Raw genomic sequence first — 26,191 nt, forward strand, 5'->3', positions numbered from 1 at the left:
AAAATCATTGGTTATAAAACATTTAGCTTGTCTAAACTGAATGTCAAAAAAATCTGTTATATCGGAGATATAAAAGAGGTTGTAATGAAGTTATTAGATATAAATAATCTTGGGGATGAATTATCTACTAATTTCAATCAAGAGGATACTTTTGATTTAGGAAAAACAATACATCCACGTCCACTATTACAGCGATCGCCTTGGCAAAGCTTAAACGGTCTGTGGAAGTTTGCATTTGATGATCAAGGACAATGCATTAAACCCAGCGACCTGAAGCAATGGACTCATTTGATAGAAGTTCCGTTCGCGCCGGAATCTACCAAAAGTGGGATAGGGGACATGAGTTTTCATCCAAACTGTTGGTACGAGCGTGAATTTGAAACACCTCCAGGTAATGGGAGATTGCTGTTACATTTTGGTGCTGTAGACTATCGCGCTCGTGTCTGGGTAAATGGTCAGTATATAGCTGAACATGAGGGCGGACATACTAATTTCAGCCTTGATATTACCCATGTTTTGAACGACAGTGGCAAAACTTTGGTTACAGTATGGGCGCAAGACGAGCCGCAAGACCTTGCGAAACCTCGGGGTAAACAAGATTGGCAGTTGAAACCGCACAGTATTTGGTATCCTCGCACCAGTGGTATTTGGCAAACAGTTTGGGTAGAACGTGTAGGTGCGACTTATTTAGGTCACATCTGCTGGAATTGCAACTGCGAACGATGGGAAGTTGGTTTTGAAGCTGCGATCGCAGGTGATATGCCCGAAGCAGGAATACAAATCAAAATGACATTGAGAGTTGGTCAACAGATATTAGCGAAAGATACTTATGAAGTGTTCAACGGAGAAATTAGCCGTCGGATAGCCCTTGGCGATCCTGGAATTGACGACTACCGCAATGAATTATTGTGGAGTCCAGAAAAGCCGACGCTAATTGATGCAGAAATTCAACTGTGGTCTAAAGACCAATTGTTGGATGAAGTAAAGTCTTACACAGCAATGCGAACCGTCAGCATCCAGCGCGATCGCTTTATGCTCAACGGTCGCCCTTACTATTTGCGGCTAGTGCTAGACCAAGGCTACTGGCCAGATACATTGATGACAGCACCCAACGATGAGGCCTTGCGACGCGATGTAGAACTAGTTAAAGCGATGGGTTTTAACGGAGTCCGCAAACATCAAAAAATTGAAGACCCCCGCTTTTTATATTGGGCAGATGTTTTAGGGCTGTTAGTCTGGGAGGAGATGCCCAGTGCCTATCGTTTCACACCGAAAGCGGTGGAACGCATGATACACGAGTGGACTGAGGTGATCAGACGCGATATCAGTCATCCATGTATTGTGGCGTGGGTTCCATTTAATGAATCTTGGGGAGTGCCAAATTTAGTTGAGACAGCGGCTCACCGTAACTACGTATTGGCAATGTATCACTTGACCAAAACACTAGATCCGACTCGTCCAGTCATTGGTAATGATGGTTGGGAAAGTACAGATACAGATATTCTGGCAATTCATGACTACGACACCAAGCCGCAGCAATTAATTCGCCGTTATGGGTCAGAAGTTAAGCTGTCAGATATGCTTAATCATAAGCGTCCTGGAGGACGTATCCTCACTCTCGACAACTATCCCCATCAGGGACAACCAATAATGTTGACCGAGTTTGGTGGTATTGCCTATGCTCCTCTTAACCAAGCAGATGCAGATAAAGTCTGGGGATATGAGCGTTGCTTCAATATTTCTGAGCTAGAAATGAAATACACCCAACTACTCGAAACTGTTAATAGTCTTGAGTTGTTCAGTGGATTCTGTTACACACAGTTTACAGATACCTTCCAAGAAGCTAACGGTTTATTGTATGGCGATCGCACACCGAAATTTCCGATTGAAGCAATCCGGGCTGCAACCCTATCTGGGGAAGGATTTTGCAGCCCCACTCGGTGTTAACTGAGTGGACGCTAATTGAGGCAATAAAAACTTACTTAAACTGTGACTTTTTATATTCTAATTCTCTTGAAAGCCGTGGATAAAGAGATTGATAGCGCATCCAAGCCTCTTCTAGGACTGAATCAACTGATTGGGGAGTTGCAGCAAGCGTTGGTGTAGCTGCCAGTTTGCTTGTGTCATTAGCATCTGCGTATACGCCAATTCCGATACCCGCCAGTAGAGCAGCACCACGCGCGGAAGCAGCAGCAACGGTAGTTGTATAGAGGGGTATTCTCAATACATCAGTCAGTAATTGTTTCCAAGGCATTTCTACAGTTCCACCGCCTGCTAAACGCAGTTGTGTCGCTTTCAAACCTGTGGCCTCAAGTGCCTCAAAACCTTGTCGCAAGGCAAAAACAACCCCCTCTAAAGCTGCCCGCATCAGGTGCGCCTGTGTATGATGCAGTCCAAGCCCCACCCATGCCCCACGTACATAAGGGTCAAGGTGTGGAGTTCGCTCACCAGTAAGGTATGGCAAAAATGTCAACCCTTCACATCCTGGAGGAACAGAAAAAGCTTTAGTATATACTTGCTGCCAACTCAAGCCGAGGATACCTCGCACCCACTCAAGCGCTAACCCAGCATTTTGCATTGCTGCAAGGGTGTACCACTGGTTAGGTACAGCGGCTCGATAGAGATGTGTACGACCCTGAGGATCGATAATTGGTTGAGAACGAGGTGTAATAATTTGAGCGCCTGTGCCAATAGTTAGTTGAACCAATCCAGGCTCTAGTAGTCCGTTACCAAGTGCCGCTGCTGCTGTATCCGCAGCACCAGCGATCACGGGTAAACCAACTCTTAAGCCAAGATGCTCTGAAGCAATGGCCGTTAGGTAACCTGCGATCGCACTAGAGGGGATAATGTTTGGTAACCAATCACAACGTAGATTCAGAGCTGAGATTGCATCCCTTGCCCAGGTGTCCGACACAACATCGTAAAGCAAAGTACCACTAGCGTCAGATGGTTCCGTTGCAACTTTACCAGTCAGGCGTAACCGTAGCCAATCTTTTGGCTGAAGTACCCAACGCGCTTGGGCATAGACACTAGCCTCGTGTTCTCGTAGCCACAGTAAGGTTGAGCCAGCCATTCCAGCTGTAATTGGGTTGCCCAATCGCTCTAGAATAGTGGCATCAAGCGAATGATAAGTGTTAAGCGTGGCACTAGAGCGAGTATCTGCCCAGAGGATAGCAGGACGCAAAGGCTGACCGGACTCATCTGTGAGGACAATACCATGCATCTGTCCTGAAAGGGCGATCGCCTTTACCTGATCAGTATGATTTCCCACTGCCTCCCTAACAGCCAAGGCAACACTTGACCACCAATCCCCTGGGTCTGACTCAGCCCATCCGGGGTGAGGTGCATGAACAGGATATGAGCTTGACGCCTCACCTATTACGGTTCCGTCTGTTGCTAGGAGCAATGTCTTAGCAGAGCCTGTTCCTAAATCGATGCCAAGCAGCATTTGGCTAATCCTCAAATACTTAAAAGTTAAGCATGAAAAATTAAATAACTCTCATTTGTTAAATTGTGCATACTTAGCTCTCACCCACTCTTAGGGGCTTCCAATTAAAAAAATAATCAATCGCTGTGTAGGCAGGGGAGCAGGGGAGCAGGGAGCAGGGGAAAAAGAAAAATATCATCTGAATAAATTGGGTAATTTATTCTCTGGAAGTCCCTTAGTAATTTAATAATTGGCGTTGCTGAATCAAAGTATGAATTGCTTGCTGCGAAAGGAATATTTATCCTAGCTTCCTAAAAAAAGTGGAGCGATGGCGTACCCGCCCGCCATAGGCGATAAGCGTTCGCGAAGCGTCTCGTTGGCGCAGCCTCTCGTAGAGAAGAGAAGCTTAAGCCTTCTGCTTCTCCTGAAGGGAGACGCTAGCGCGAACGGCGATCGCAAGTTGGTTAAATTTCGGTTTCATGGACGAAGTTTAGTATTTTGCTCGCTATACCGGAGATAATAGACGATACTTTTTGATCAGGATCGCAGGCTTGTTAACCGAATAGCTGCTGAATTTGTGTCCCAGGGTATTGAGAGGTGGGGCTGCTGTTGAGTTCGAGGAATGCTGCCATGAAAGAGGGTGGAGAATTGAGCGATCGCAGCGATCATGTCCCCAACGTCAGGACTATTATCTTTTACGGTGCAAGAGCAAACAGCTTGAGAAGTTGTCAAATACAGACAAAATCAACCCCATAGAGCTAGCTATTAACCACTCAACTTAATCACACCTTGGTTTACTAGATATTCAAGCTTGTCATCGCATTGTATTTGCTCTCGCACCAACTTAAGCTGCTCATAGCTGATAATGTGTAATCCTGGACGGACAACATAACCTTTAATGTTGAAGTTCTCCGGCTGCTGGCTGTCGGTGCGATTGTAGGTAATGGAAGGCATATTTGCAAAGGGCAAGTCAGAACTGAGCGGGAGAAGAGAGTTTGACTCTGGTCTCTATTACAGCTTGACACAAGTTCCAAATAAAGGGTGACTATAGTATAAGTGAATGCCGAAACGCACAGCAGATTTTGAAGAGAAGCGATCCCAGAGTGCGGGTTTTGCGAATAGGGAAGAGCAAGGGATTACGTTACGATAGACTTACGTAACAAATTCGTGCTAAGTCGCCATGACTGGCACGTTACAGATTTGTAATAAATCAGAGGAAAACATTATCGTAATTCAAAAGCAATTAATTAACTCACAAATCAAGTCACCCCAAGTTTTCTTGATTGACCATGAGAATAACAATCGAGGTTTGACCAATACTAATGAAGCACTGGAGTTAGCCCAGAGCTTAGAGCTTGACCTAGTTTTAGTCTCCGAAGGGAAAGATGCTCCAGTTGCAAAGATTCTTAATTATGGCAAACTTCAGTATCAAAAGAAAAAGCGTCAAGGGCAAAGCGCAAGACCCACGGTTAAAGAAGTTCGGTTACGTCCGAACGTCGGTGTAGCAGATTACAAATTACGAGTTGAACAAGCTGTTGGGTGGTTAAGTAAGGGTGATTCAGTGAAGTTTGCAATTCGGTTACGAGGTCGAGAAAATCAATATCGTGAGCAGGCTGGAGAACTGTTAGAGCGCATTGTGAACGATATCGGTCAGGTAGGTAAAGTTCAGTCACTTGATAAACGTTCACTGGTTGCTCAAGTTATTCCTGCCTAAAATAATTTTTCGCAAATAGCTAGAAGACCTCCCCAAATTTATGTAGTGCTACTGGCACATTGGTTTACTGGAACTGAATGCCGAAGCATCAGGGGCAACATCTGCCCCAATTTGATTATTTAATATAGACTTGCCTGAATGTGTCCCAATGGGACACATACTAGCTGTTTGCTTGATTACTTGAGCGCAAAGCATTTTACCTTAATTGCGACTAAACAAAGTTTCTAGATAAACTTGGGCAACACGGCGATCGCCATCAGCATTTTGTAGCAAAAACAGTGATATGGCTGCGGTCAGAATGCGATGTTCATCCCAATCGGGATGCTGTTCTAAGTAATTATTGAGAGATTGATGTAGTGTTTCGGGAACAGCAGTAAAGATGTTAAGTGTTGCGTTCATGAGATTTTGCTTCAAAGCGAGCAACTCAATAAGGACAACTAGCTAGCGTGAAGCAGTAGCTGTACTTCTTCAGCCATTTTTTGCTTGCCGAACCACTAGTACTGACAACTGAATAATTTTATACAGTTGATGCGGCTGTTGGAACGGGCTACAAAAGCTAGTCGAATTATTGTGCGCTGAGTGGATCGGTTTGTCAATGTTGCCAAATGTTAAAAATAAGTATAGAAAAAATAAATGATTACGTGAAAGCTAGGGTTAGAGGCAGGTTTTAGTTACTCAACTTAACAATAACTCAGTAACTCATAATTGTTGCTACAGTCATCACAAAATCCCCAGCCGACGAACAGAAGCCGATTAGCTTGTAAAACAACTGTGGAAAACAGGGGGAATAGCTGTGGAAAGTCTGTGGAATGATTGAGGAAAAGTTCCGCGAATAATAAGAATTACGAAAAAATACAAATCCATAATCTTCCCCGTTGCAATGTGCTGAAAGATTCATCGGCTAGCCAAAGAAATTTCCACTGATGAATGAACCAACTGCATTGATCGAAGTGTGCAATTACAATTGTGAACGTCGGGTTGGGAAATCACTGTTCACACCAAGCGTAAATGCGTTTGCAAAGCGTCTCGAAGAGAAGCAGTTTCTCGTCAGACATCGCACTTTGAGAAATATCAAAAGCAGTAATTTCAAACCCTAGATGAGCTAGCTTCGTAAGGATTTAGGTGGCAGGGTATTCACAAAGGGGACACTTGAGGAGGAAGATCGCAGGCAAAACTCTGGCACACCCACCTATACTAATCCGTAATTCGTAAATCCTAGCCTCTGGCTAGCAGCAAGCTACGTAATTAGAAAGTTGTTTAATAGTTTAATACAAGTGTTTCAGGCACATTCACTGCCGTCTCCCATCCTTGCACATTTTTCCATTTTGTATTCTCGTTCCAAACAATTTTGGTGAGTTCAGCGCCATTTAGGTTAGCATATTCGAGGTTTGCACCAGATAGATTAGCATATTCGAGGTTTGCGCCATCGAGATCAGCATATTGGAGGTCAGCGCCAAAGAGGTTAGCACTATCGAGGTTTGCGCCAAAGAGATTAGCACCAAAGAGATTAGCGCCAGATAGGTTTGTGCCAAAGAGGTTTGCGCCAAAGAGGTTTGCGCCAAAGAGGTTTGCACTATTGAGGTTTGCGCGTGAGAGGTTAGCACCATCGAGGTTAACGCCATCAAGGTTAGCACTATCGAGGTCTGCGCGTGAGAGGTTTGCGCCAAAGAGGTTAGCATCAAAGAGGTTAGCACTATCGAGGTTTGCGCCAAAGAGGTCAGCGCCATTAAGGTTAGCCCCTAAGAGGCTAACACCATCGAGGTTTGCGCCAGATAGGTTTGCGCCAGATAGGTTTGTGCCAGATAGGTTTGCGCCAGATAGGTTTGCGCCTGTCAGATTAGCCCTACTAAAATCTGCACCACGAATATCTGCATGACTAAAGTTTGCCCCAGTAAGGTTTTGACTTTTGAAAGAACGACCTCTCTTGTTTTGACCGGAGTAGTCAAGGGGCATAACTTAGCTGCTAAATATAAAGGCCTGTGTTTGCTACACTTAGAGTACCTGCTTTTACAGACTGTAGCGCAATATTCATCTTGCAGCGGGTAAACAAGGTACTACGCCCCTAATTCAATTGTTAAAAATGGGTGCTTTCCTCTAGGAAAGCTACCTGTGCAATAAAAAACTGCGCTTTGTAGAACCAGCGCAGTTTTAAACAGTGGAATTTATATAAGGGACTTTTAAGCTGTCGTCCCTGACTTTACATATAGAAGATTCGGTATGTAATGGGATACAGCTAGAGTTTTGGACTTTCCGGACAGTTGGCAATTAACTAGATACGATTTGAGCAGAAAGCTGCATTGTAATCTGTCTCTTGTGAAGTTAAAGTCATTAAATAGATGTATATTTGCTAGTTGTCTACTACCAACAGAGAGATTGTTTTAGTCAATTTTTTATCCTAACATCATGGTGATTAAGTGTATTTATATACATTTAAGGAACTGAATGTATTTGTAATAGCTTTAGTAATTTTTAGTTTTCTGAATTCGTGTGTTCCTGGTTTAGAAGGCATCCTCATGCTCTTGATGAGGCTGCTAAGGGTTGCTTTTTTGTGTAATATTTAACCTTCCACAACTGGAGTCACATCATTCATGGCTACATTTAGCGTTACTAATACCAACGATATTGGTGCTGGTTCACTGCGGCAGGCAATAAGAGAAGCTAATGCTTTAGCAGGGAGAGATACCATCAATTTTGATGGGGTATTTGCTGACTCGATTGCTGATACTATCACTCTCGGTAGTAGTTTGAATATTAAAGATGATTTGAGTATTGAAGGAACAGGTGCAGAAAAGTTAATTGTTAGTGGTAACAACAACAGCAGCGTATTTGAGATCAAAAGTGGTATTACTCTAGAAATTGATGGATTAACTGTTGCCAATGGTCGTTCTTTAAATGCAGGAGAATTTGGCCTAATTATAGGTGGTGGTATTCTCAATGCTGGAACTCTTACTGTAAGCGACAGCATTATCACTGATAACACAGCAGATTCCCAAGGGGGTGGGATCTATAGCTCTGGCACTTTAACGATAAACAATAGCACCATCAGCAACAACGCATCAGGACAATATGGAAGCGGCGGTGGGATCTATAACTCTGGCACTCTAACGATAAACAATAGCACCATCAGCAACAACGCATCAGGAGGATACGGAGGCGGCGGCGGCATCTATAACACTGGTACTCTAACTGTAAATAGCAGCACTATTAGTGGCAACTTTGGTGGTTATGATCGTTATAGTGAAGGTGGTGGTGGCATCTTGAACTCTGGGGTTGCCACGGTGAGCAACAGCACCATTAGTAATAACTCAGGAAGAAATGTCAGCGGCATCTATACTTATGGCACATTCATATTAAACAACAGTACTGTGAGTGACAACGGTGGTGGAGAATTTGCATCTAGCATCAGTAATGATGGCACTTTAACAGTCAACAATACCACTATCAGTGGCAGTTCAGATTCTGGAACTGGTAGCGGTATTAGAAATAGTGGCACTCTGACGCTAAATGATAGCAATATTACTGGCAACTCAGGATTTGCCGGCAGCGGGATCTACAACTCTGGCATCGCAACAGTAAACAGCAGCACTATCAGTGGCAACTCTGTATATGGAAGCGGTGGCGGCATCTACAACTCTGGCACTCTGACACTGAGCAATAGCACCATCAGCGGCAACTCAGCAGAAAGTGGGGGAGCTGGGATTTATAATGAAAGCACTCTTTTCGTCAACAACAGCACTATTATACTTAACACCAGTTCCAGTGAATTAGAGAGCGGAGCAGGCATTTATAACTCTAATTCTGGTTCTGCCAACGTGAAAAATAGCATCATTGCTGGCAATACTAATACTTCTACGGCAAATCCAACTAACGCTACCTTTGCTGATGATGTTAGAGGCAACTTTGTTAGTAACGGCTATAACCTCATCGGTAGCTTCAGTAGCTCTACAGGCTTTAATGCCAGCGAGCAGCTAAACTATTCGCTACAAGATGTGTTGGATACTACCTTAAAAGACAACGGCGGTTCAGTTAAAACACATGCTCTGCTCATTGGTAGTCCTGCTATTAACGGTGGTAATAATTCAGATATACCTACTGATACCACAGATTTAGATGGTGATGGCGACACCACAGAACAAATCCCTTTTGACGGGCGTGGTTCTGGCTTTAAACGCATTTCTGGTGGTCAAGTAGACATCGGTGCATTTGAAGCAGTTATAAATGTCATTAATGGTACTGCCGCTGATGATATTCTTAACGGTACTCCTGAGAGTGACATTATTGCAGGCTACGAAGGCAAAGATACTCTCACAGGTGGTAGCGGTGCAGATGCATTTATTTATACAAATATCCGGCAGTTAGGAGATACGATCACTGACTTTCAAGTCGGTACAGATAAGTTTTTGCTGCGGCAAATTTTCGAGAGTTTAAATCTAGGTAATTTGAATTATGCTTCTGCTATCTCACAAGGTTACTTGCGTTTTGAAACTCAAGGGACTAGAACTAAAGCCTTAATTGATCCTGATGGAAATACAGGTATTGGTCGTGCAATCAACTTGTTTACGGTCAGTAACGTATCTGCTACTGCACTGAACAACGCAAATAATTTTGATTTTGGGTTAGGAATAACACCACCATCAACATCCATATTTACTGTTACTAACACCAAGGATAATGGTAGTGGTTCTCTACGCAAAGCGATTCAAGATGCTAATGCCAAAGCTGGAAAAGATATCATCAAATTTGATGGGGTGTTCGCTGATGATATCGCTGATACCATCACCCTAAGTGGTGGTAGTATCGTGATCAGAGATGACCTTAGCATTGACGGCACAGGTGCAGAAAAGCTAGCTGTCAGCGGTAACAATACAAACCTTATTTTTCAGATTAACTTTGGAGTCACGATAGATATTGTTGGGCTGACTATTACTAATGGTTACTCAGATTTGGGAGGTAGCATCTATAACAGTGGTTCTCTAATATTGGCTAATAGCATCGTTAGGAATAACAAGTCAGACTACAGTGGTGGCGGCATTTATAATACTGGCTCTCTAACACTTACTAACAGTACCATCAGTGAGAATAAAACAGGGGATTTATTCGACCAATATGGTGGGGGCATTTACAATAGTGATTATGGCGCTGTCACACTAAGTAATAGTACTATAAAAAACAATAGAGCAGAATATGGTGGCGGAATCTACAGCACTAATGGTAGCGTAACGGTAAGCAACAGCATCTTTAGTGGTAATGAAGCAGAATACTTGTCTTTTATTGGTTTCTCCTCTGGTAGCGGCGGAGGTATTTACAGCACCAATAGCACCCTAACGGTAAACAATAGTACCTTCAGTAGCAACTCAGCAAACGACCAAGGCGGTGGCATCTTCAGCGATCGCACCTTAACGGTGAGCAACAGTAAGTTTGACAATAACAGTGCAAATTTCCAAGGCAGTGGCATCATCAATCATTATGGCACGCTGACAGTAATCAACAGTATCTTCAATAACAACAGCACAAATTCTGGCGGCGGCATCTCTAACGACGGTGGTACTGCGACAGTGAGCTACAGTACGTTTAACAACAACACGGTAAGCGCCGAAGGTGGTGGCATCGATAACGGTGGTACTATAGCGATAAGTAACAGCACCTTCAGTAACAATTCTTCAGGTACCTCTGGTGGCGGCATCTATAACGGCGGTACTATGACCCTCACCAATAGCACTATCAACGAAAACTCAGCCAAAGATGTTGGTGGTGGTATTGTTAGTTACTATGATACTCTCATAGTAAATAACAGCACTATTAGTAGCAACTCAGCAGCTAGGGGTGGAGGTATCTTCATCAATGCAACCTTGACAGTAAATAATAGTACCATCACGTTGAATACTGCGGAAAATGAGGAAGCCGCTGGTGGCATCTTCAACAATGAGAGTGGTACTGTTACGGTGAAAAATAGTCTCATTGCTGGCAATAATAACTCTGATGTAACAGGCGCCTTCGTCAGCAACGGCTATAATCTCATTGGCAGTTTGAGTGGCTCTACAGGCTTTAACGCTAACGAAGAACTTAATGTTCCACTAGAAGATGTATTAGATACAACGTTGCAAGATAATGGAGGTGCTACCAAAACCCATGCCTTAGTTACTGGTAGCAGAGCCATCAACACAGGCAGCAACGCAGATATACCTACTGATACCACAGATTTAGATGGGGATGGCAACACTACTGAACCAGTTCCTTATGACCAACGTGGGTCTGGTTTCGCCCGTATCTCTAATGGAATAGTGGACATCGGAGCTTATGAGGCGGTTGTTAACCTTATTAGAAGCTAATGAAAAAAGCAAAAGACTAGAGGTACGAACACAAGTACTAGAAGGAGACTATCTTGCTGGTGGTATAAGCAAAAATTTACGCAATTATCTACTAACCTTACTTTCTGGTAATGGATCTGTTGCTATCAGATTGCTTAAGCACCAGCAATTTAAGCAAAGCGATTTGCCCCCACTGATAGCGCAGCTAAGCCGAGTCTGCGTATCGCTAAAGCGAAAGCTCCGCGTTAGCGGAGCGTCTCGTAGAGAGCGTCTTGCAATTTTTAATTTTATATTTTTAATTTTTAATTGGATTGACCACATGGAACATCACCTACGGTGGGCGATACTCTGCCACCTGAATTCTTACGCTCTTGCTCTCTCAAGGTATATATTCAGCTTTTGTGCCAAGACTTGAACATGAGGAAGGGAATGCATTGTCATATGATTACCAGGAACCTCAACAATCTCTATACCTTCAGTAGCTAAATCTAACCAACCCAGTTCAGGATTCTGGGGATTGAATGCATCGCGCTCAAGCGCCCGAAAGAAAACAATTTTACCTGGATAAATTCGCGGTATATAGCTTTGCATTGCCCAAGCATTTGCCCTAAATAAGTTGAGAAAAGGACGTAATTGATCAATAGTAAAATCAGGAGGGATTTTATTTGCTATTTCTTCATGAGCTAATAAATAACTTAGTTGTTCAGAAGGTGTAAGCTGTTCTAAGTGATCCAAAGAAACAGAAACATTAGCACCAACACCAAGCAGGTAAGCCAATATTTTGATATCGCTATCTTCAACCTTTGTTGGCATTTGTCCTTGTCCAGGAGTGTCTATGAGGGTTAACAGTGCGACTTTTTGACCTAAAGCCTGTAATTGGTGAGCCATTTCAAACGCCACAGTACCTCCAAAAGAAGATCCCCCAAGAAAATATGGCCCTTCCGGCTGAACAACTCTTAATGCTTCTATATATTGGCTTGCCATTTCCTCTACCCGCATCAGGGGTTGTTGCTTACCATCAAAGCCTTGTGCTTGCAAACCATAAACTGCTTGTCGAGGATCTAAACAATTTGCTAAGTCTCGGTAAAAGTAAACTTGACCACCTACTGGATGTATTAAGAAAAATGGTTGTTTAAAGCTACCTGATTTAAGTTCTACTAGCAAATTAGAAAGTGATTTGGTCTGAAATTTGCTAGTATCAACCATAGGCAAAGAAGTTTGTTCAACTAACAAAGCTAACTCTGCAATTGTAGGTGCATTTAAGAGACTGTGTGAAGAAATTGCTATTTTCAAGGTTGAGCTTAATTTGCTAATAAATTGAACTGCTATTAGTGAATCTCCTCCTATGTCAAAGAAGTTATCGTAGATTCCTATCTGCTCAATCCCAATAAACATCTGCCAAATATTAGCAATGCTTTGTTCTAACTCATTTCGAGGAGCGACATAAGCATTACTAAGTGTAGGCCTTGGGTGAAGTTTGTTAGCATACTGCAAAAATTGTGAAGAAAGCGATGCTTTAAATTTATTACTTTCCTGTAGTCGTAGCTGAAAATCAGAAGTGGAAATGAGAACTTGATGTAGTCTGTTTTCCAGAAGAGAACTAAACACATTTATGCCTTCTTGAGGCAATATTCCTTTTTTTAAAATTTCAGGCGATGTTGTTTGTTTTTCAATTAATAGTTGTGTGTTTACTCCCATTCCTACTTCTTGCCAACCATCCCAATTAATAGATAAGGTAAATGTACATTGTTGAGAAGACCGGCTGAGAGCAAATGTATCTAAAAAAGCATTGGCTGCACAATAGTCTGCTTGAGTTAATCCTCCAACAATAGAAGCGAGTGATGAAAACAGCACTAAAAAATCTAGCTTTGTATCTTTGAAGAGAGTTTCTAGGATTAATGTTCCTTTAACTTTGGGTTCCATGACGCTGGCTATCATTTCAGGTGTTTTCAGCTGAATAATGCTTCCACCAGGAACTCCGGCTGCATGAATTACCCCATTTATCTGCCCAAATTGCTTTCTCGCTTGCGCGATCGCTTGCTGCATTTGTTGTAGGTTAGTGACATCAGCACTAATCAGTAGAATTTCCCCACCCAAAGCCTCAATATTCTGAAGTTTTTGAATTTTACGACTTATCTGTTCTTGTTCATCGTGGGTAGCTAACCATTTTTCCCAATTAGCTTTTTCGGGAAGAGGCGATCGCCCAAGCAGCACTAATTTAGCTTGCACAGTCTTGGCTAAATATTCCGCGATCGCTAAACCAATACCGCCTAAACCTCCAGTGATTAAATATACTCCCTCTTCTCTTAACCGAGTTTTACCATTTGCTGTTTTATCCAACTGCACAGATTCAAAAGTCTGTATCCAGCGATGATGACCTCTGTAGGCAATAGTTGTCTCAGAGATATTATCAGTAAATTCTGTAATTAAAGAATCGATAAGTGTTTCATATTCCCAAGTTCCCAATTCTGGAACCACAACATCAATACTACGACAGGTTATATTAACGTATTCTTGGCGAATTACTTTACATAGTCCAAGTAATGTTGATTTCTCTGGATGTAGTAACTCTACACCAGTTACTTCTTGAATATTGTTAGATACAATGTTGAATTGCAACTCATCAGTAAAATTCTGTGCGCCAAAGGCTTGTGTCAAAAACAGCAAGCTGTAGAAGCCTAAATATTGTGATTCTTCCAGCGATGTAATTCCGCCTATGTAGCTGTTGGACGTGACACTCCATAAATGCACAATATGCTGTGGTGTTTTCTTTTGTGCTAAAAGTTGTTGTATGAGAGCGTCATAGTGATCACGTTGTTGTGGATTAAGTGTATATGAGCGATCGCTCTGCTGACTAAATTCCTCACCAGCAAACACACGAATCACATCTTGACCATCTTTCTCTAGTTGTTGTACGATTTGCGAACCTAAACCGCACTCATCCACAAACACCAACCAGCATGATTGAGTTAGGGAAACATGAGTATTGCGAGCAGGTATAACTGAGCGTTTCCATGAAGGAACATAAAACCAGTCCGCAATATCTGGCTTTTTCTCTAACATACTTGGGCGAGGACTAACAGCCTCTACTGGGTTTGGTGGATCAATCCAGTAACGCTGGCGCTCAAACGGATAAGTAGGTAAGGGTAGGCGTGAGCATTGTTCATGAGTATAAAATCCCGACCAATCTACTTGTACTCCTGCAAGCCAGAGTTTTCCTAAACTACTCAACAAAAAAGCAACATCTGATTGTTGGTCTTGTGGATGGCGTAATGAAGAAAGTACAATCTGATTAGATGGTTTATCTGGATGACGTACTGTTAACGTACTTAAAGTTCTCCCAGACCCAACTTCTAAAAATATTCGATTTGATTGTTTAAATAATTGTTGTAAGCCATCTGCAAAGCGTATAGTTTCTCGTAAATGTTTCGCCCAATAACTAGGATTTGTTGCTTGGGCTGCTGTAATCCAATCCCCAGTCACATTAGATATATAGGGGATTTGCGGCGGTTGCAAATTTATGCTTTTCACTACAACAGTAAAAGGCTCTAAAATCGCATTCATCATCGGGGAATGGAAAGCATGGGAGGTATGTAGATGGCGACACTCCACACCTTTTTCTAATAGATGAATTTGCAATACATCCACAGCTTCTGTAGTACCTGCAACTACACAATTTAACTCTCCGTTAATTGCAGCTAAAGAAATATTCTCGCTGAGGAAAGGTTGGATATCTTTTTCTGAAAGTGGTACAGCAAGCATTGACCCTGAAGCCATTTTCTGCATCAGTTCACCACGTTTTGCTACCAAAAACAATGCATCTTCCAGGGAGAAAACACCAGCTAAACAAGCGGCCACATATTCACCGATGCTATGACCAATCATCGCTTCTGGCTGCACTCCCCATTCCATCCATAACTTAGCCAAGGAGTACTCAATTACAAAAAGTGCTGGCTGGGTAATAGCAGTTTGTTGTAATTGTTGTGTTGCTGCTTGTGGCTCTACTGGATAAATTACATGACGCAGATCAAGCCCCAGTAGAGGTTTAAGAATTTCCGCGCAAAGATCAACCTGTTCGCGAAATGTGGGTTCCTCTTGATAAAGTTCCCAACCCATATTTACATATTGTGCGCCCTGTCCGGGAAACATAAAGACGACAGCAGGCTCTAGAGAATCTTGACTAGCGTCTAAAACTCTTTTAGGATCTAAAGTAGAAAGCGCAATCTTCGCATCTGCAACATTACTAGCAACTAAAGTGCGGCGATGGCTGAAGGCTTTACGTCCAACTTGCAGTGTATAAGCAATATCTGCAAGATTAGTTTCAGGATGTTGCTCTAAATACTTAGCTAAGTTTGCCGTTAGAGTTTCTAGCGCAGATTTGGTTTTAGCAGATAGTAATAATAATTGGGAAGGTCTAAATTTTTCAGCAGACTTTTGTATAGGCGCTTCTTCTAAAATAACATGAGCATTAGTTCCGCCAATTCCAAAAGAACTTACTCCAGCTCGGCGGGGAACACCATTGGTTTTCCATTCAGTCAGTTTTGTATTGACATAAAAGGGACTATTAGCAAAATCAATCTTCGGGTTAGGTTGTTGAAAATGCAAGCTCGGCGGTATCAACTTGTGTTTAAGAGCAAGGACTGTTTTAATGAGACCAGCTACACCCGCTGCTGCATCTAAGTGTCCAATGTTAGTTTTTACCGAACCGATCGCACAATAGTGATTTTTTTGGGTAGTGGCGTGAAAAGCTTCTGTTAATGCTGCAATTTCAATGGGGTCACCTAGAGGAGTACCAGTACCATGTGCTTCTATATAACTAATAGTCTCAGCTTCCACAGCGCTGATAGCTTGTGCTTCAGTAATTACAGACACTTGACCATCAAAACTAGGAGCTGTGTAACCAATTTTTAAAGCGCCATCATTATTGATAGCAGATCCTTTAATAATTGCATGGATGCAATCTCTATCAGCGATCGCGTCTGCTAAACGCTTTAATAGCACAACTCCAACACCGTTACCGCTAACTGTACCTTGTGCTTGGGCGTCAAAAGCTCTACAGTGTCCATCGGGAGACAGAATCATCCCCTCCTGATATAAATATCCTGTTTTTTCAGGAACGCGGATAGCAACACCACCTGCTAAAGACATATCGCATTCACCGCTGAGTAAACTTTGACACGCAAGATGTACAGCCACTAGTGAAGTAGAACAAGCAGTTTGAATGTTAACACTTGGCCCTTTTAAATTTAATTTGTAAGAAATACGTGTAGATAAAAAATCTTTATCGTTTTGCAATACAAGTTGATAAGGAGTTACAGATTCTGAGAGGTTTTGATTACCATAAAGATTTTTAATTAAGTAAGTGCTGATGCTAACACCAGCATAAACACCAATTGAACCTTGATATGTTTCTGGGTTATAACCAGAATTTTCAAGTGTCTCCCAAGATTTTTCTAAAAATAAACGGTGTTGTGGATCAATGATTTCAGCTTCTCGTGGACTGAAGCCAAAAAATTCAGCATCAAATAGGTCGATGTCTGAGAGCATAGCATTTGCTTTGACATAATTGGGGTGATTTAGTAAGCTTGGCTCTACACTCGCAGCTAATTCTGGCTCAGAAAAATGAGAAATTGATTCAATACCATTTTGGAGATTCTGCCAAAATGCATCAGGATTTTTTGCTCCAGGAAAACTACAAGACATTCCAATAATGGCTATTGATGAACCATTAATTTCTTCAGTATTAGAATTATCAATTAAATCGAGTTTATTCATATTTTTCTATTATTAATGAACGATCCAGCAAGAGCGCCAAGAAAAAAATATGTTATTTAGAGCGGGTTTTTTGCCTTAATTGTCTTTGTTGTTGTATGGCAGCGGTGCGAATGCTACGTAAATCAGCTCGCTCTTGACTTTGTGTAGCAGAAGATTGTTTGTTAGTATTTTGTGTTAAATATTTGGCGAAGGAATGTATTGTCGGGTATTTAAATATTTCTATGGGTGGTATTTCTTGACCAAATATTTCTTGAATTTTGACGTTAACTTTCGCTATAAGTAGAGAATGACCACCTAAGTCAAAGAAACTATCATGAATTCCTATCTTTTCTATTTGAAGCAATTCTCGCCAAATTGTAGCTAATATTGCTTCAGTTTCAGTTTGAGGAAGTTCATTCGCTGCTAATGTTTGTAAAGACGAAATTTGTGGAGTAGGTAAAGCACGTTTTTTGACTTTACCGTTAGGACTGAGGGGTAAAGATTCTAAGAGCATCACGGTATTGGGAATCATGTATTCAGGTAAAAATTCCCGTAGATAACTCTTGAGATTTTGGACTAGATTTTGCGGCTGATTTTTTTCTATAGTAATTGAACGCAGGTATTCTTGATTTGGCACTACATAAGCTACTATCTGTTGATTGCCAAGTTGCACTTCCCTAGCTATCACTACAGCTTCACTCACAGCAGGATTTTCGGACAATTTAGCTTCTATTTCTGATAATTCGATGCGGAAGCCGCGAATTTTTACTTGGTTGTCGAGGCGACCGAGGAACTCTATGTTACCATCGGGCAAGTAGCGAGCCAAATCACCAGTTTTATAGAGCCGTTGTTGCTCTTGCAGGCTGAAGGGGTTGGAGATAAATTTCTCAGTGGTTAATTCAGGACGGTTGAGGTAACCTCTAGCTAGACCAATTCCACCTATATATACTTCCCCTGGAACACCAACGGGTACAGGTTGAAAGTTTTGATCTAAAATAAATACTTGCGTGTTGGCGATCGCTCGTCCAATAGATAACTGTTTATCGCTATTAGTACATTCTGCTATGGTGGTGCAAACGCTGGCTTCTGTTGGCCCGTATGCATTAAAGAAACGTCGTCCTGATGTCCAATTTGCCAAGAGGTGAGGCGGACAAGCTTCTCCCGCAACGATTATTGTTTCTAAGCAAGGGAGCGGCTCAATCGGTAGGGCAGCTAATACTGATGGCGGTAGAGTAATATGAGTTATGCCATAGTTGCGTAATAGTTGAATGAATCCCGGCCCAGGGAGTAAAGAGTCTTGCGGAGTTATATATAATCTTGCTCCTGCGCCTAAAGCCATAAAAATTTCCGACACCGAAGCATCGAAGCTAAAAGATGCAAACTGGAGAATATGACTGTCAGCTTTGACGCCAAAAGCTTGAATCTGCGCTTGAGCTAAGTTACATAATCCTAAATGTGTAACTAATACTCCCTTCGGTTTGCCTGTTGTGCCAGAAGTGTAAATTACGTAAGCTAAATTAGTAGTCATCACCTCACTGTGGAGGTCTTTCTGGTTATGTTGATTGATATGTTGCCAATCTTTATCTAAGCAAACAACTTGGGCTTGATGGTTAGGTAGCTTTTCTAATAATTTTTCTTGAGTTAGCAGTACTGACACTTTTGCATCTTCTAACATCCAAGCTAACCGCTCAACTGGATAAGCAGGGTCTAAGGGTACATAAGCGCCACCTGCTTTCAGAACTCCCAACATTCCGATTAACATTTCTAGGGAGCGTTCTACACAGATACCCACAAGTACCTCTGCTCCCACACCTAAAGACTTGAGATAGTGTGCTAGCTGGTTGGCTCGACAATTCAACTCGTGGTAGGTTAATTGTTGATTTTGAAATACCACTGCGACTGCATCGGGAGTTTCTTTAACTTGTTTTTCAAACAATTCATGAATGCACAAGTTGAGGGAATCATTTTGTTGTTGGGTATTATTCCACTCAACAAGTAACTGATGTTTTTCTGGTGCTGTTAGTAAGGGTAATTGAGAAATAGATTGATTAGTATTATTAACTATACCTGCAATTAAGGTCTGGAAATGTCCTGCCAGCTGGGTTATGGTAGTTTCATCAAAGAGATCAGTATTGTAATTTAAGACTCCTACAAATGATTCTTTTTGCTCGACAAATTCCAAGAGCAAGTCAAACTTGCCTTCTTGCTGTCCTATAGGGAAAGGTTCTAACAATAAATCGCCCCAATTTAATTGAGTTGGGGTTTCATTGAATGTAAAAAGTTCTTGGATTCCTGAAGATTGCTGTGGTTTTTGCAATGCGAACCCTGCTTGAAAAAGTGGTGGACGGCTAGGGTCACGTTGTGGTTGTAAGCGTTCAACTAACAAAGGAAAAGGATAATCTTCATGAGAAATTGCGCCTAGTACTGTTTGACGGACTTGTGCCAAAAAATCTTTAAAGGTAGAGTTAGGAGATATTTGCGATCGCAAGATCACTATGTTTACAAAGTAGCCAACAATTTCGGCAAATTCTAGCCGATTTCTCCCAGCCGCTGGAGACCCTATTAAAATATCATCTTGACCTGTATAACGATGCAACAGGACTTGATAAGCTGCCAGTAGCAGCATGAAAGGAGTAACATTTTCAGCCTGTGCGAGTTTTCGTAGTTGCAATGAGAGTTCTTTAGACAGCTTGAAAAAGTGAGATGCACCATTATATGTTTGTACAGGCGGGCGAGGTCGGTCAGTAGGCAAGTTTAATACTGGTAATTCCCCTGCTAACTTTTGTTGCCAGTAGTCCCACAAGCTTTCACTTCGGGTACTAGTTAGCATTTGAGATTGCGAACTCACAAAATCTTGATATGAGAAATTGAGGGACGCAAGCTTAGCTTCGACACCAGACTTGATAGCTGCATATACTACTCGCAACTCCTCTAGTAACATCCACAAAGACCAGCCATCGCAGACAATATGGTGTATTTTTAGCAGAAAAACATGATCTTGCTCGGAACAAGTAAACAAGTATGCTTCTAATACAGACCCTTTTGCCAAGTCAAAGGGATACTGATGTGTTTTAACAACCTTTGTGTGCAGTTCGTCTAAGTTCCAAGTTGTAGCGTCAATCTGCTCAAAGCGGACTTCTTGGTATCTATGGACTTGTTGCACAGGTTCGCCATCCTGCTGTCTAAAGTTGACGCGCAGCATGGGATGACGATTTATCAGTGTTTGTAGAGCTTGTCGCCAAGCAAAGACATCTATATAAGAGCGAATGCGAAAGGTAAATGCAACATTATAAGCTGCACTATCTGGTGCTAACTGGTATAAAAACCATAGTGACTTTTGACCTTCAGATAGAGGATAAATTGGCGAATTTTGAGGGCTTCGGAGCAAAAGTTGTAATATTTCTTGTTTATGCTCCTTAATTGTTGCTAGCCATGTTGTATCAAAGTTATCTTTAGGCGCTCGATAACGCAAGCGTTGGCGATACCCGCCGCAGGCATCACCCTCAATCCACAACTCTACACCCTGTGCTGAAAGTTCTTCCAGAAACTTAACTAAATTCATATCTCACCTTCTATCCATTCGCTATCACCAATTGTTTCTTCGCCAAACCACACTTTATTTTCTGCGTTGCTTATGGTAATTACGCGATTTTCAGAACCATTTTTCTCACTTTGGCTGAATGCATAAACTGTATCAAGAGAGACATTAGTCTGAGATTGAGCCTCTGCTACTTGCTCACTTACATATATTGCTAAACTAGCGACACTCAGTCCTTCTATGAATTTCACTATAGGTACATCAACATCCAGCGTCTTTTGAATGTTGAGCCTTAATTCCATAGCCATTAAAGAATCAATTCCCACCTCGCTCAACGGTAGTTGCACATCCAACGAAGATTGACTCAAACCCAGAACTTGAGAAGTCACTGATTGAATGTAATCTGTAATCAGTAAGTAGCTTTCACTAACAGTAGCTGTTTTTAATTTATGTAGCAGCTCCAAATCTGCTGTAGGCTGCTCTGTAAATTTTGTGTATTCTCGCCTTTCCCCAACAAAGTCATAATTTGCCACCACTCCAACTAACTGCGGTTGCATTTGGTCAACTTGCGCCACAATCACTGTTTGCTTAGACAAAGTACCTTGGCTGTCTTCGCCACCTGGCAAAGTTTCAACTGTGCTAAAACCAGCTTCTATTAATAGTTGTTGCCATTTGTAACTACTGAGTAAGGGATAAGCAGGACGTAAATCAAGGTCTTTAAATTGCCACCAGCCTTTAGTTAAACCAAAAATTAAATCTAACCACCGCTGAGGTTGTGTCCCCTCCAGCAATACCAGCATTCCCCCTGGTGCTAACAACTGCTTGATATTTTTTACGCAGTCACGTAAGTTTCCAGCCACATGCAATACATTCGCTGCCACAATCACATCATACTGTTGGGCGGCAAATTCTTGCACTAGTGGGTCTTGTTCAATATCCAAAATCTGATAACGCACAAACGGGTAATCCTGAAACTTTTGTTGCGCCTTGAACAGGAATATTGGTGAGACGTCGGTAAAGGTGTACTCCACTTGATTGGGTGATAAATAGGGGAGGATGTGGGAAGTTGTTCCTCCTGTCCCTGCACCTATTTCCAATATCCGCAGCTTGCGTCCGGCTGATATTTGTGCCAAGACGGTGACGAGTACTTTTTGCACTAAAATGTTCATTACCTGCGCCACTGGAGACTTTTCATACAGTTGGGCAGTAATTGAGAAGTCTCCACCAGGAAATAATAGCTGTAACGGGTCACATTTCCCTCGCAACACTGATGCTAGTTGGCTCCCACAACGTTCAAGCAAAGTTAGCTCTGTGTTGACAATGGGGTAGTTAGTTAGCAGCCAATTCATCTGCGATTGAGGTTTTATCAACTCTGGCAGTTTCTGCACTTGCCATTGGGCTTGTTGTTGCTGCAATATCCCCACTTCTGCCAACATTTCTAGTAATCTGGCTAGCAACCGCAGATGTAGGCTGTCTATTCCCAAGTTTTCGATGAGTGTTTCTACAGTAAACTGCTGCCTGAGTGAAAAACACCATCCTAATTGAGCAAATGCTTCCAGAACGTAAGCTATGCTCAAGCTTTCTAGATGACTTAAGCCAACTGTATAATTTTCTAGCTTTGTTTGGGCAATGATTGGCGCAAGTTGCAGTTGTAATTGAGCTTTGATGGCTGCTGGTGTGGGCAAGTTTTCCCAAACTTCGTTGGCTTGTCGCCCTACTTGTTGCAACTGTAACCCTTCTACAATGGCAATCACTTCTCCTTGCAGGTTTAACAGTTCTATATCCCCTGTTAATATTTTATGATTATCATTGACAGAAGGATGGAATTTGGCACAACTCCACAGTGGATGTGTTAGTTGTTGATAAACCCGCAGTTGTTGGATGCCTACTGTCATATAACTGTAGTCATTTAACTCTGCTGGTAATGCTGCTGCTAATACTTGTAAGCAGGCATCTAGTAGGGCTGGATGCAATTGGTATGATTGTGCTTCTTTTTGCAATCCTTCTGGTAAGTGTATTTCACCAAGTGCAAATTCGGCGTGCTGCCACAATTGGCTGATGCCTTGAAAACTCTCACCGTAATCTACGCCCCTTTGGCGGAATTGTTCGTAATATTCTGGCAATGAGATTTGTTGGCTGCATTCAGCAAGTAAGTTAGCTATGTTTATTTTGGCTGATGGTATGTCAGGTGCAGCTTGACGCAACTTACCTGTGACTTGTAATGTCCAAGTTGGTTGTGTGTTCTCTGCGGTGATGTTCTGGCAGAAGATTTGCCAGCTATAAGCTCCTGCTGTCGTCGGGGTTAAGATTAACTGGAGTGTTTGTGGTTTGTCTGTTAACAGCAAGGCTTGCTGGATGCTGATGTCTTCAATAATCAATTGCTGGGATGGCAAGATTTGTTGTCCAGCAGCTAATACCATTTCTATGTAGGCTGTGGCTGGCAAAACGGTCTTGCCAAAGATTTGATGCTGTTGTAAAAAAACAGTGGCTTTTGGGCTGATTTGGCTTTCAAATTGAATTTCTTTGAGGGCGGAGTGGATTCGCCGACCGAGTAGCGGGTGTAGTTGAGGGTTGTTAGCGGATGCTACCTGCTGGGCAGCATTTCTGATTTCTGGCCAATAACGCTGTCGCTGGAAGGGATAAGTGGGTAATGTGACTTGACCTCTGCTATAGTCTTGCTCAATTTCAGACCAAGCGATCGCTACTCCCCTAACATACAATTGTCCAAGACTGTCTAGGATAGTCTGCCAATCTTCTTGTCCTGGTCGTAAACTGGCTAACCAAAGTGTATTGCTGTTGGCTAAACAACTACGCCCCATGCTCAATAATGTGGGCTTTGCTCCTAATTCGACAAATATCTCGTAGCCTTGTTGGTGCAGCGTCGCAATACTGTCAGCAAATTTTACACTTGAACGTAAGTGTTCACACCAATACTCAGCATTGATGGCTGTGGGCGAGAGTTTTTCGCCAGTCACGTTAGATATAATATCGATTTGTGCTGAGTTGTAAGTGACTGTCGCTGCCACTTGTTGAAATTCTGCCAATATTGGCTGCATCAGTGGCGAGTGGAAGGCATGAGATGTTTGCAGTCTAGTGGTTTTGATACCTGCGGCTTTGAGGGTAGCAGAGATTGCTTGTATGGCTTGACTATCACCGGAGATGACTGTATTGTTCGGGCTGTTATAGGCTGCGATGCCTACGGCGGGCTTTGCCAACGCTACTTGGCTTTCATCAATGTTTACAATATTGTTGATCTCATCTGCCGATGCCATGACTGCAACCATTTCCCCTGTGGTTGGTAAGCCTTGCATCAAGCGCCCCCTAATAGCAATCAGTTTGAGTCCATCTTCAAGGCTGAAGACTCCGGCAATACAGGCTGCTACATATTCGCCGACGCTATGTCCAATCAGGGCGTTAGGTTTGACTCCCCAACTTTGCCACAATTGATACAGGCTGTATTCTAAGGCGAATAGTGCTGGCTGTGTGTAAGCTGTCTGGTCAATCAGTGATGTTTGTCTGTCTGAGGGATAAAGGATGTTGATAATTGATTCTTCCAGATATGGGCGTAAGATTTCGTCACATTTTTGTAGAGTTTGGCGAAATACGGGTGCTTGTTCATAAAATTGCCGCCCCATGCCTATATACTGAGAACCTTGCCCTGTAAATAAGAATGCTATTTTCTGACGCTTACGACCAGTGATTTTGCCACTGACTAAACTTGCAATTTTTTCGTTGGCAACAAAAGCATTTAATTGTTCACGCAGATGTAAATTAGATGCAGCAACAACAGATAACCGATAATCGAAACGCGTTCTGCTGGTGTTGGCTGTAAAACAGATATCAGCTAATGATGCTTGGGAATTTTTACTTAAAAACTTTTCGTATTTTTGCGCTAGTTCTCGTAAGGCCGTCTCATTTTTCGCTGACAATGTTAGCAAATGCCAGTCACGTTCAACTTCAGATATAACTGGCGTTTGTACTGGTGCTTCTGCCAACACGACATGAGCATTAGTTCCACCGAAACCAAAAGAACTCACACCAGCCAAGCGAGGTTTTGTACTTCTCAACCAAGCAGTAGGTTCGGTAGGTATTGTTACCGCTGGCAATTCTGCCCAATTAATATAAGGACTAGGTTCTTGAAAATGCAGATTAGGAGGAATTGTTTCATGCTGCAATGCCAATACTACTTTAATTAAACCTGCCATGCCTGCGGCTGCTTCCAAATGCCCAATATTAGTCTTGACTGAACCAATAAATAGCGGTTCGTCTTGAAGTCTTTGTTTAGCAAATACTGCTCCCAAAGCCCGAACTTCAATCGGATCTCCCAAAGATGTGCCTGTACCATGTGCTTCTACATAGCTGATGTCTGCTGGTATAACTCCCGCATTATCCAAAGCTTTTTGAATAACTATTTGTTGTGCCGGGCCATTAGGGGCCGTTAGTCCATTGCTAAGACCATCTTGGTTAACTGCTGACCCTTTGATCACACCAATAATTTTATCTCCATCCTTACAAGCATCTGCAAGACGTTTGAGGACAACTACACCACAGCCCTCACCCCGAACATAACCATCAGCGTTTTTATCAAACGTTTTACAACTGCCATCAGGAGACATCATCCGCGCATGGGAAAGAGTGATACTGACATCTGTAGTCAAAACTATGTTGACTCCTCCAACTATACAGAGGTCAGTTTCTTGAAGTCGTAGACTTTGGCAAGCATAGTGTACTGCTACCAACGAGGAAGAACAAGCCGTATCTATAGCTACGCTGGGGCCACGAAGATCCAGCAAATATGATAGACGATTAGCAGCAACACTATTAGAAGTGCCAGTGGCGCTGTAAGCGTTTAGAGCAGCTAAATCACTGCAAACATAGTTATGGTAATCATACGATCCAATCCCGATAAACACACCAGTTTGCGTGCCAGCTAATTTGTCTGGTATGATCCCGGCGTTTTCTAGTGCTTCCCAAGCTACTTCCAGTACTAATCTCTGCTGAGGATCTATGTGTTCCGTTTCACGAGGAGAAATATTAAAGAAGCTGGCATCAAATTTTTCAATATCTTCTACAAAGCCTCCCCAGCGAGTATTCATTTTCGCGGGTGTGGTTGGATTAGGGTCATAGAAAGCATCAGCTTCCCATCGTTCTGGGGGTACTTTAGTAACAGCATTCACTCCTTGATGTAACAACTCCCAGAAAGATTCGGGATCTTTAGCACCAGGAAAGCGACAACCCATGCCAATAATTGCTATTGTTTCCATCTTAGTCGCACCTCTGATTGATATTTTTACAGCAGAATTCAGCCATTCAGGAGCGGAGCGTCTCCGGCTTTGTCAAGGCGTTACATATAATTCAGAAGAAAACAAGCTTTATACCTGACTTTGAGACCTATATTGTGTACTCAATCAACTTGAAATCTGCTGTATCTGAAGATCAAGGCTGATGCT

11 protein-coding genes are annotated in these 26,191 nt (G+C 42.4%); 3 read left to right on the plus strand and 8 right to left on the minus strand.

Annotation, left to right across the window (positions count from 1 at the left end; translation table 11 throughout):
• Window positions 1–84: 84 nt before the first annotated feature.
• Entirely contained in the window at window positions 85–1,947 is a 1,863-nt protein-coding gene (locus WKK05_RS09380; RefSeq protein WP_341529465.1) for a glycoside hydrolase family 2 TIM barrel-domain containing protein, read from the plus strand.
• Between the two features lie 31 nt (window positions 1,948–1,978).
• Here the strand turns inward: WKK05_RS09380 and xylB are convergent, their stop codons facing one another.
• The 3 genes from xylB to WKK05_RS09395 all read right to left on the minus strand — a co-directional run bounded on the left by xylB (window position 1,979) and on the right by WKK05_RS09395 (window position 4,381).
• A complete protein-coding gene (gene xylB / locus WKK05_RS09385; RefSeq protein WP_341529466.1) occupies window positions 1,979–3,448 on the minus strand; it encodes a xylulokinase in 1,470 nt (489 codons plus the stop codon).
• A gap of 516 nt (window positions 3,449–3,964) precedes the next feature.
• Entirely contained in the window at window positions 3,965–4,159 is a 195-nt protein-coding gene (locus tag WKK05_RS09390; protein ID WP_341529467.1) for a hypothetical protein, read from the minus strand.
• A gap of 33 nt (window positions 4,160–4,192) precedes the next feature.
• Window positions 4,193–4,381 carry a hypothetical protein gene (locus WKK05_RS09395; RefSeq protein ID WP_341529468.1) on the minus strand — a complete coding sequence of 63 codons (189 nt, stop codon included), beginning with the start codon at window positions 4,379–4,381 and terminating at the stop codon, window positions 4,193–4,195.
• Window positions 4,382–4,607: 226 nt separating this feature from the next.
• On the opposite strand from WKK05_RS09395, the gene infC reads away from it, so the two are divergent.
• Window positions 4,608–5,141: a translation initiation factor IF-3 gene (infC, locus tag WKK05_RS09400; protein WP_341529469.1), complete on the plus strand. Its 534-nt coding sequence runs from the start codon at window positions 4,608–4,610 to the stop codon at window positions 5,139–5,141.
• 201 nt (window positions 5,142–5,342) lie between these two features.
• Here infC and WKK05_RS09405 read toward each other — a convergent pair whose 3' ends face one another.
• Together WKK05_RS09405 and WKK05_RS09410 are read right to left on the minus strand one after the other, a co-directional pair.
• On the minus strand, window positions 5,343–5,540 hold the full coding sequence (locus WKK05_RS09405) for a DUF2811 domain-containing protein (RefSeq protein ID WP_341529470.1): 198 nt from the start codon (window positions 5,538–5,540) through the stop codon (window positions 5,343–5,345).
• A gap of 858 nt (window positions 5,541–6,398) precedes the next feature.
• Window positions 6,399–7,094, minus strand: a complete 696-nt coding sequence (locus WKK05_RS09410; protein ID WP_341529471.1) for a pentapeptide repeat-containing protein — start codon at window positions 7,092–7,094, stop codon at window positions 6,399–6,401.
• Window positions 7,095–7,729: 635 nt separating this feature from the next.
• Between WKK05_RS09410 and WKK05_RS09415 the strand changes: the two genes are divergently transcribed.
• On the plus strand, window positions 7,730–11,470 hold the full coding sequence (locus tag WKK05_RS09415) for a choice-of-anchor Q domain-containing protein (RefSeq protein ID WP_341529472.1): 3,741 nt from the start codon (window positions 7,730–7,732) through the stop codon (window positions 11,468–11,470).
• Window positions 11,471–11,812: 342 nt separating this feature from the next.
• Here the strand turns inward: WKK05_RS09415 and WKK05_RS09420 are convergent, their stop codons facing one another.
• The 3 genes from WKK05_RS09420 to WKK05_RS09430 are packed head-to-tail and all read right to left on the minus strand — an operon-like array spanning window position 11,813 to window position 26,005.
• The gene (locus WKK05_RS09420; protein ID WP_341529473.1) at window positions 11,813–17,224 is read right to left on the minus strand and encodes an SDR family NAD(P)-dependent oxidoreductase; all 5,412 of its coding nucleotides are present in this window, start codon (window positions 17,222–17,224) and stop codon (window positions 11,813–11,815) included.
• Window positions 17,225–17,276: 52 nt separating this feature from the next.
• Window positions 17,277–20,765 (minus strand): amino acid adenylation domain-containing protein, encoded by a 3,489-nt coding sequence (locus WKK05_RS09425; protein ID WP_341529474.1) that lies wholly within the window; start codon window positions 20,763–20,765, stop codon window positions 17,277–17,279.
• Window positions 20,762–26,005 (minus strand): beta-ketoacyl synthase N-terminal-like domain-containing protein, encoded by a 5,244-nt coding sequence (locus WKK05_RS09430; protein ID WP_341529475.1) that lies wholly within the window; start codon window positions 26,003–26,005, stop codon window positions 20,762–20,764. The genes WKK05_RS09425 and WKK05_RS09430 overlap by 4 nt, the downstream gene beginning before the upstream one ends.
• Window positions 26,006–26,191: the final 186 nt, after the last annotated feature.

This window comes from Nostoc sp. UHCC 0302, from assembly GCF_038096175.1.
Taxonomy (GTDB): Bacteria; Cyanobacteriota; Cyanobacteriia; order Cyanobacteriales; family Nostocaceae; genus UHCC-0302.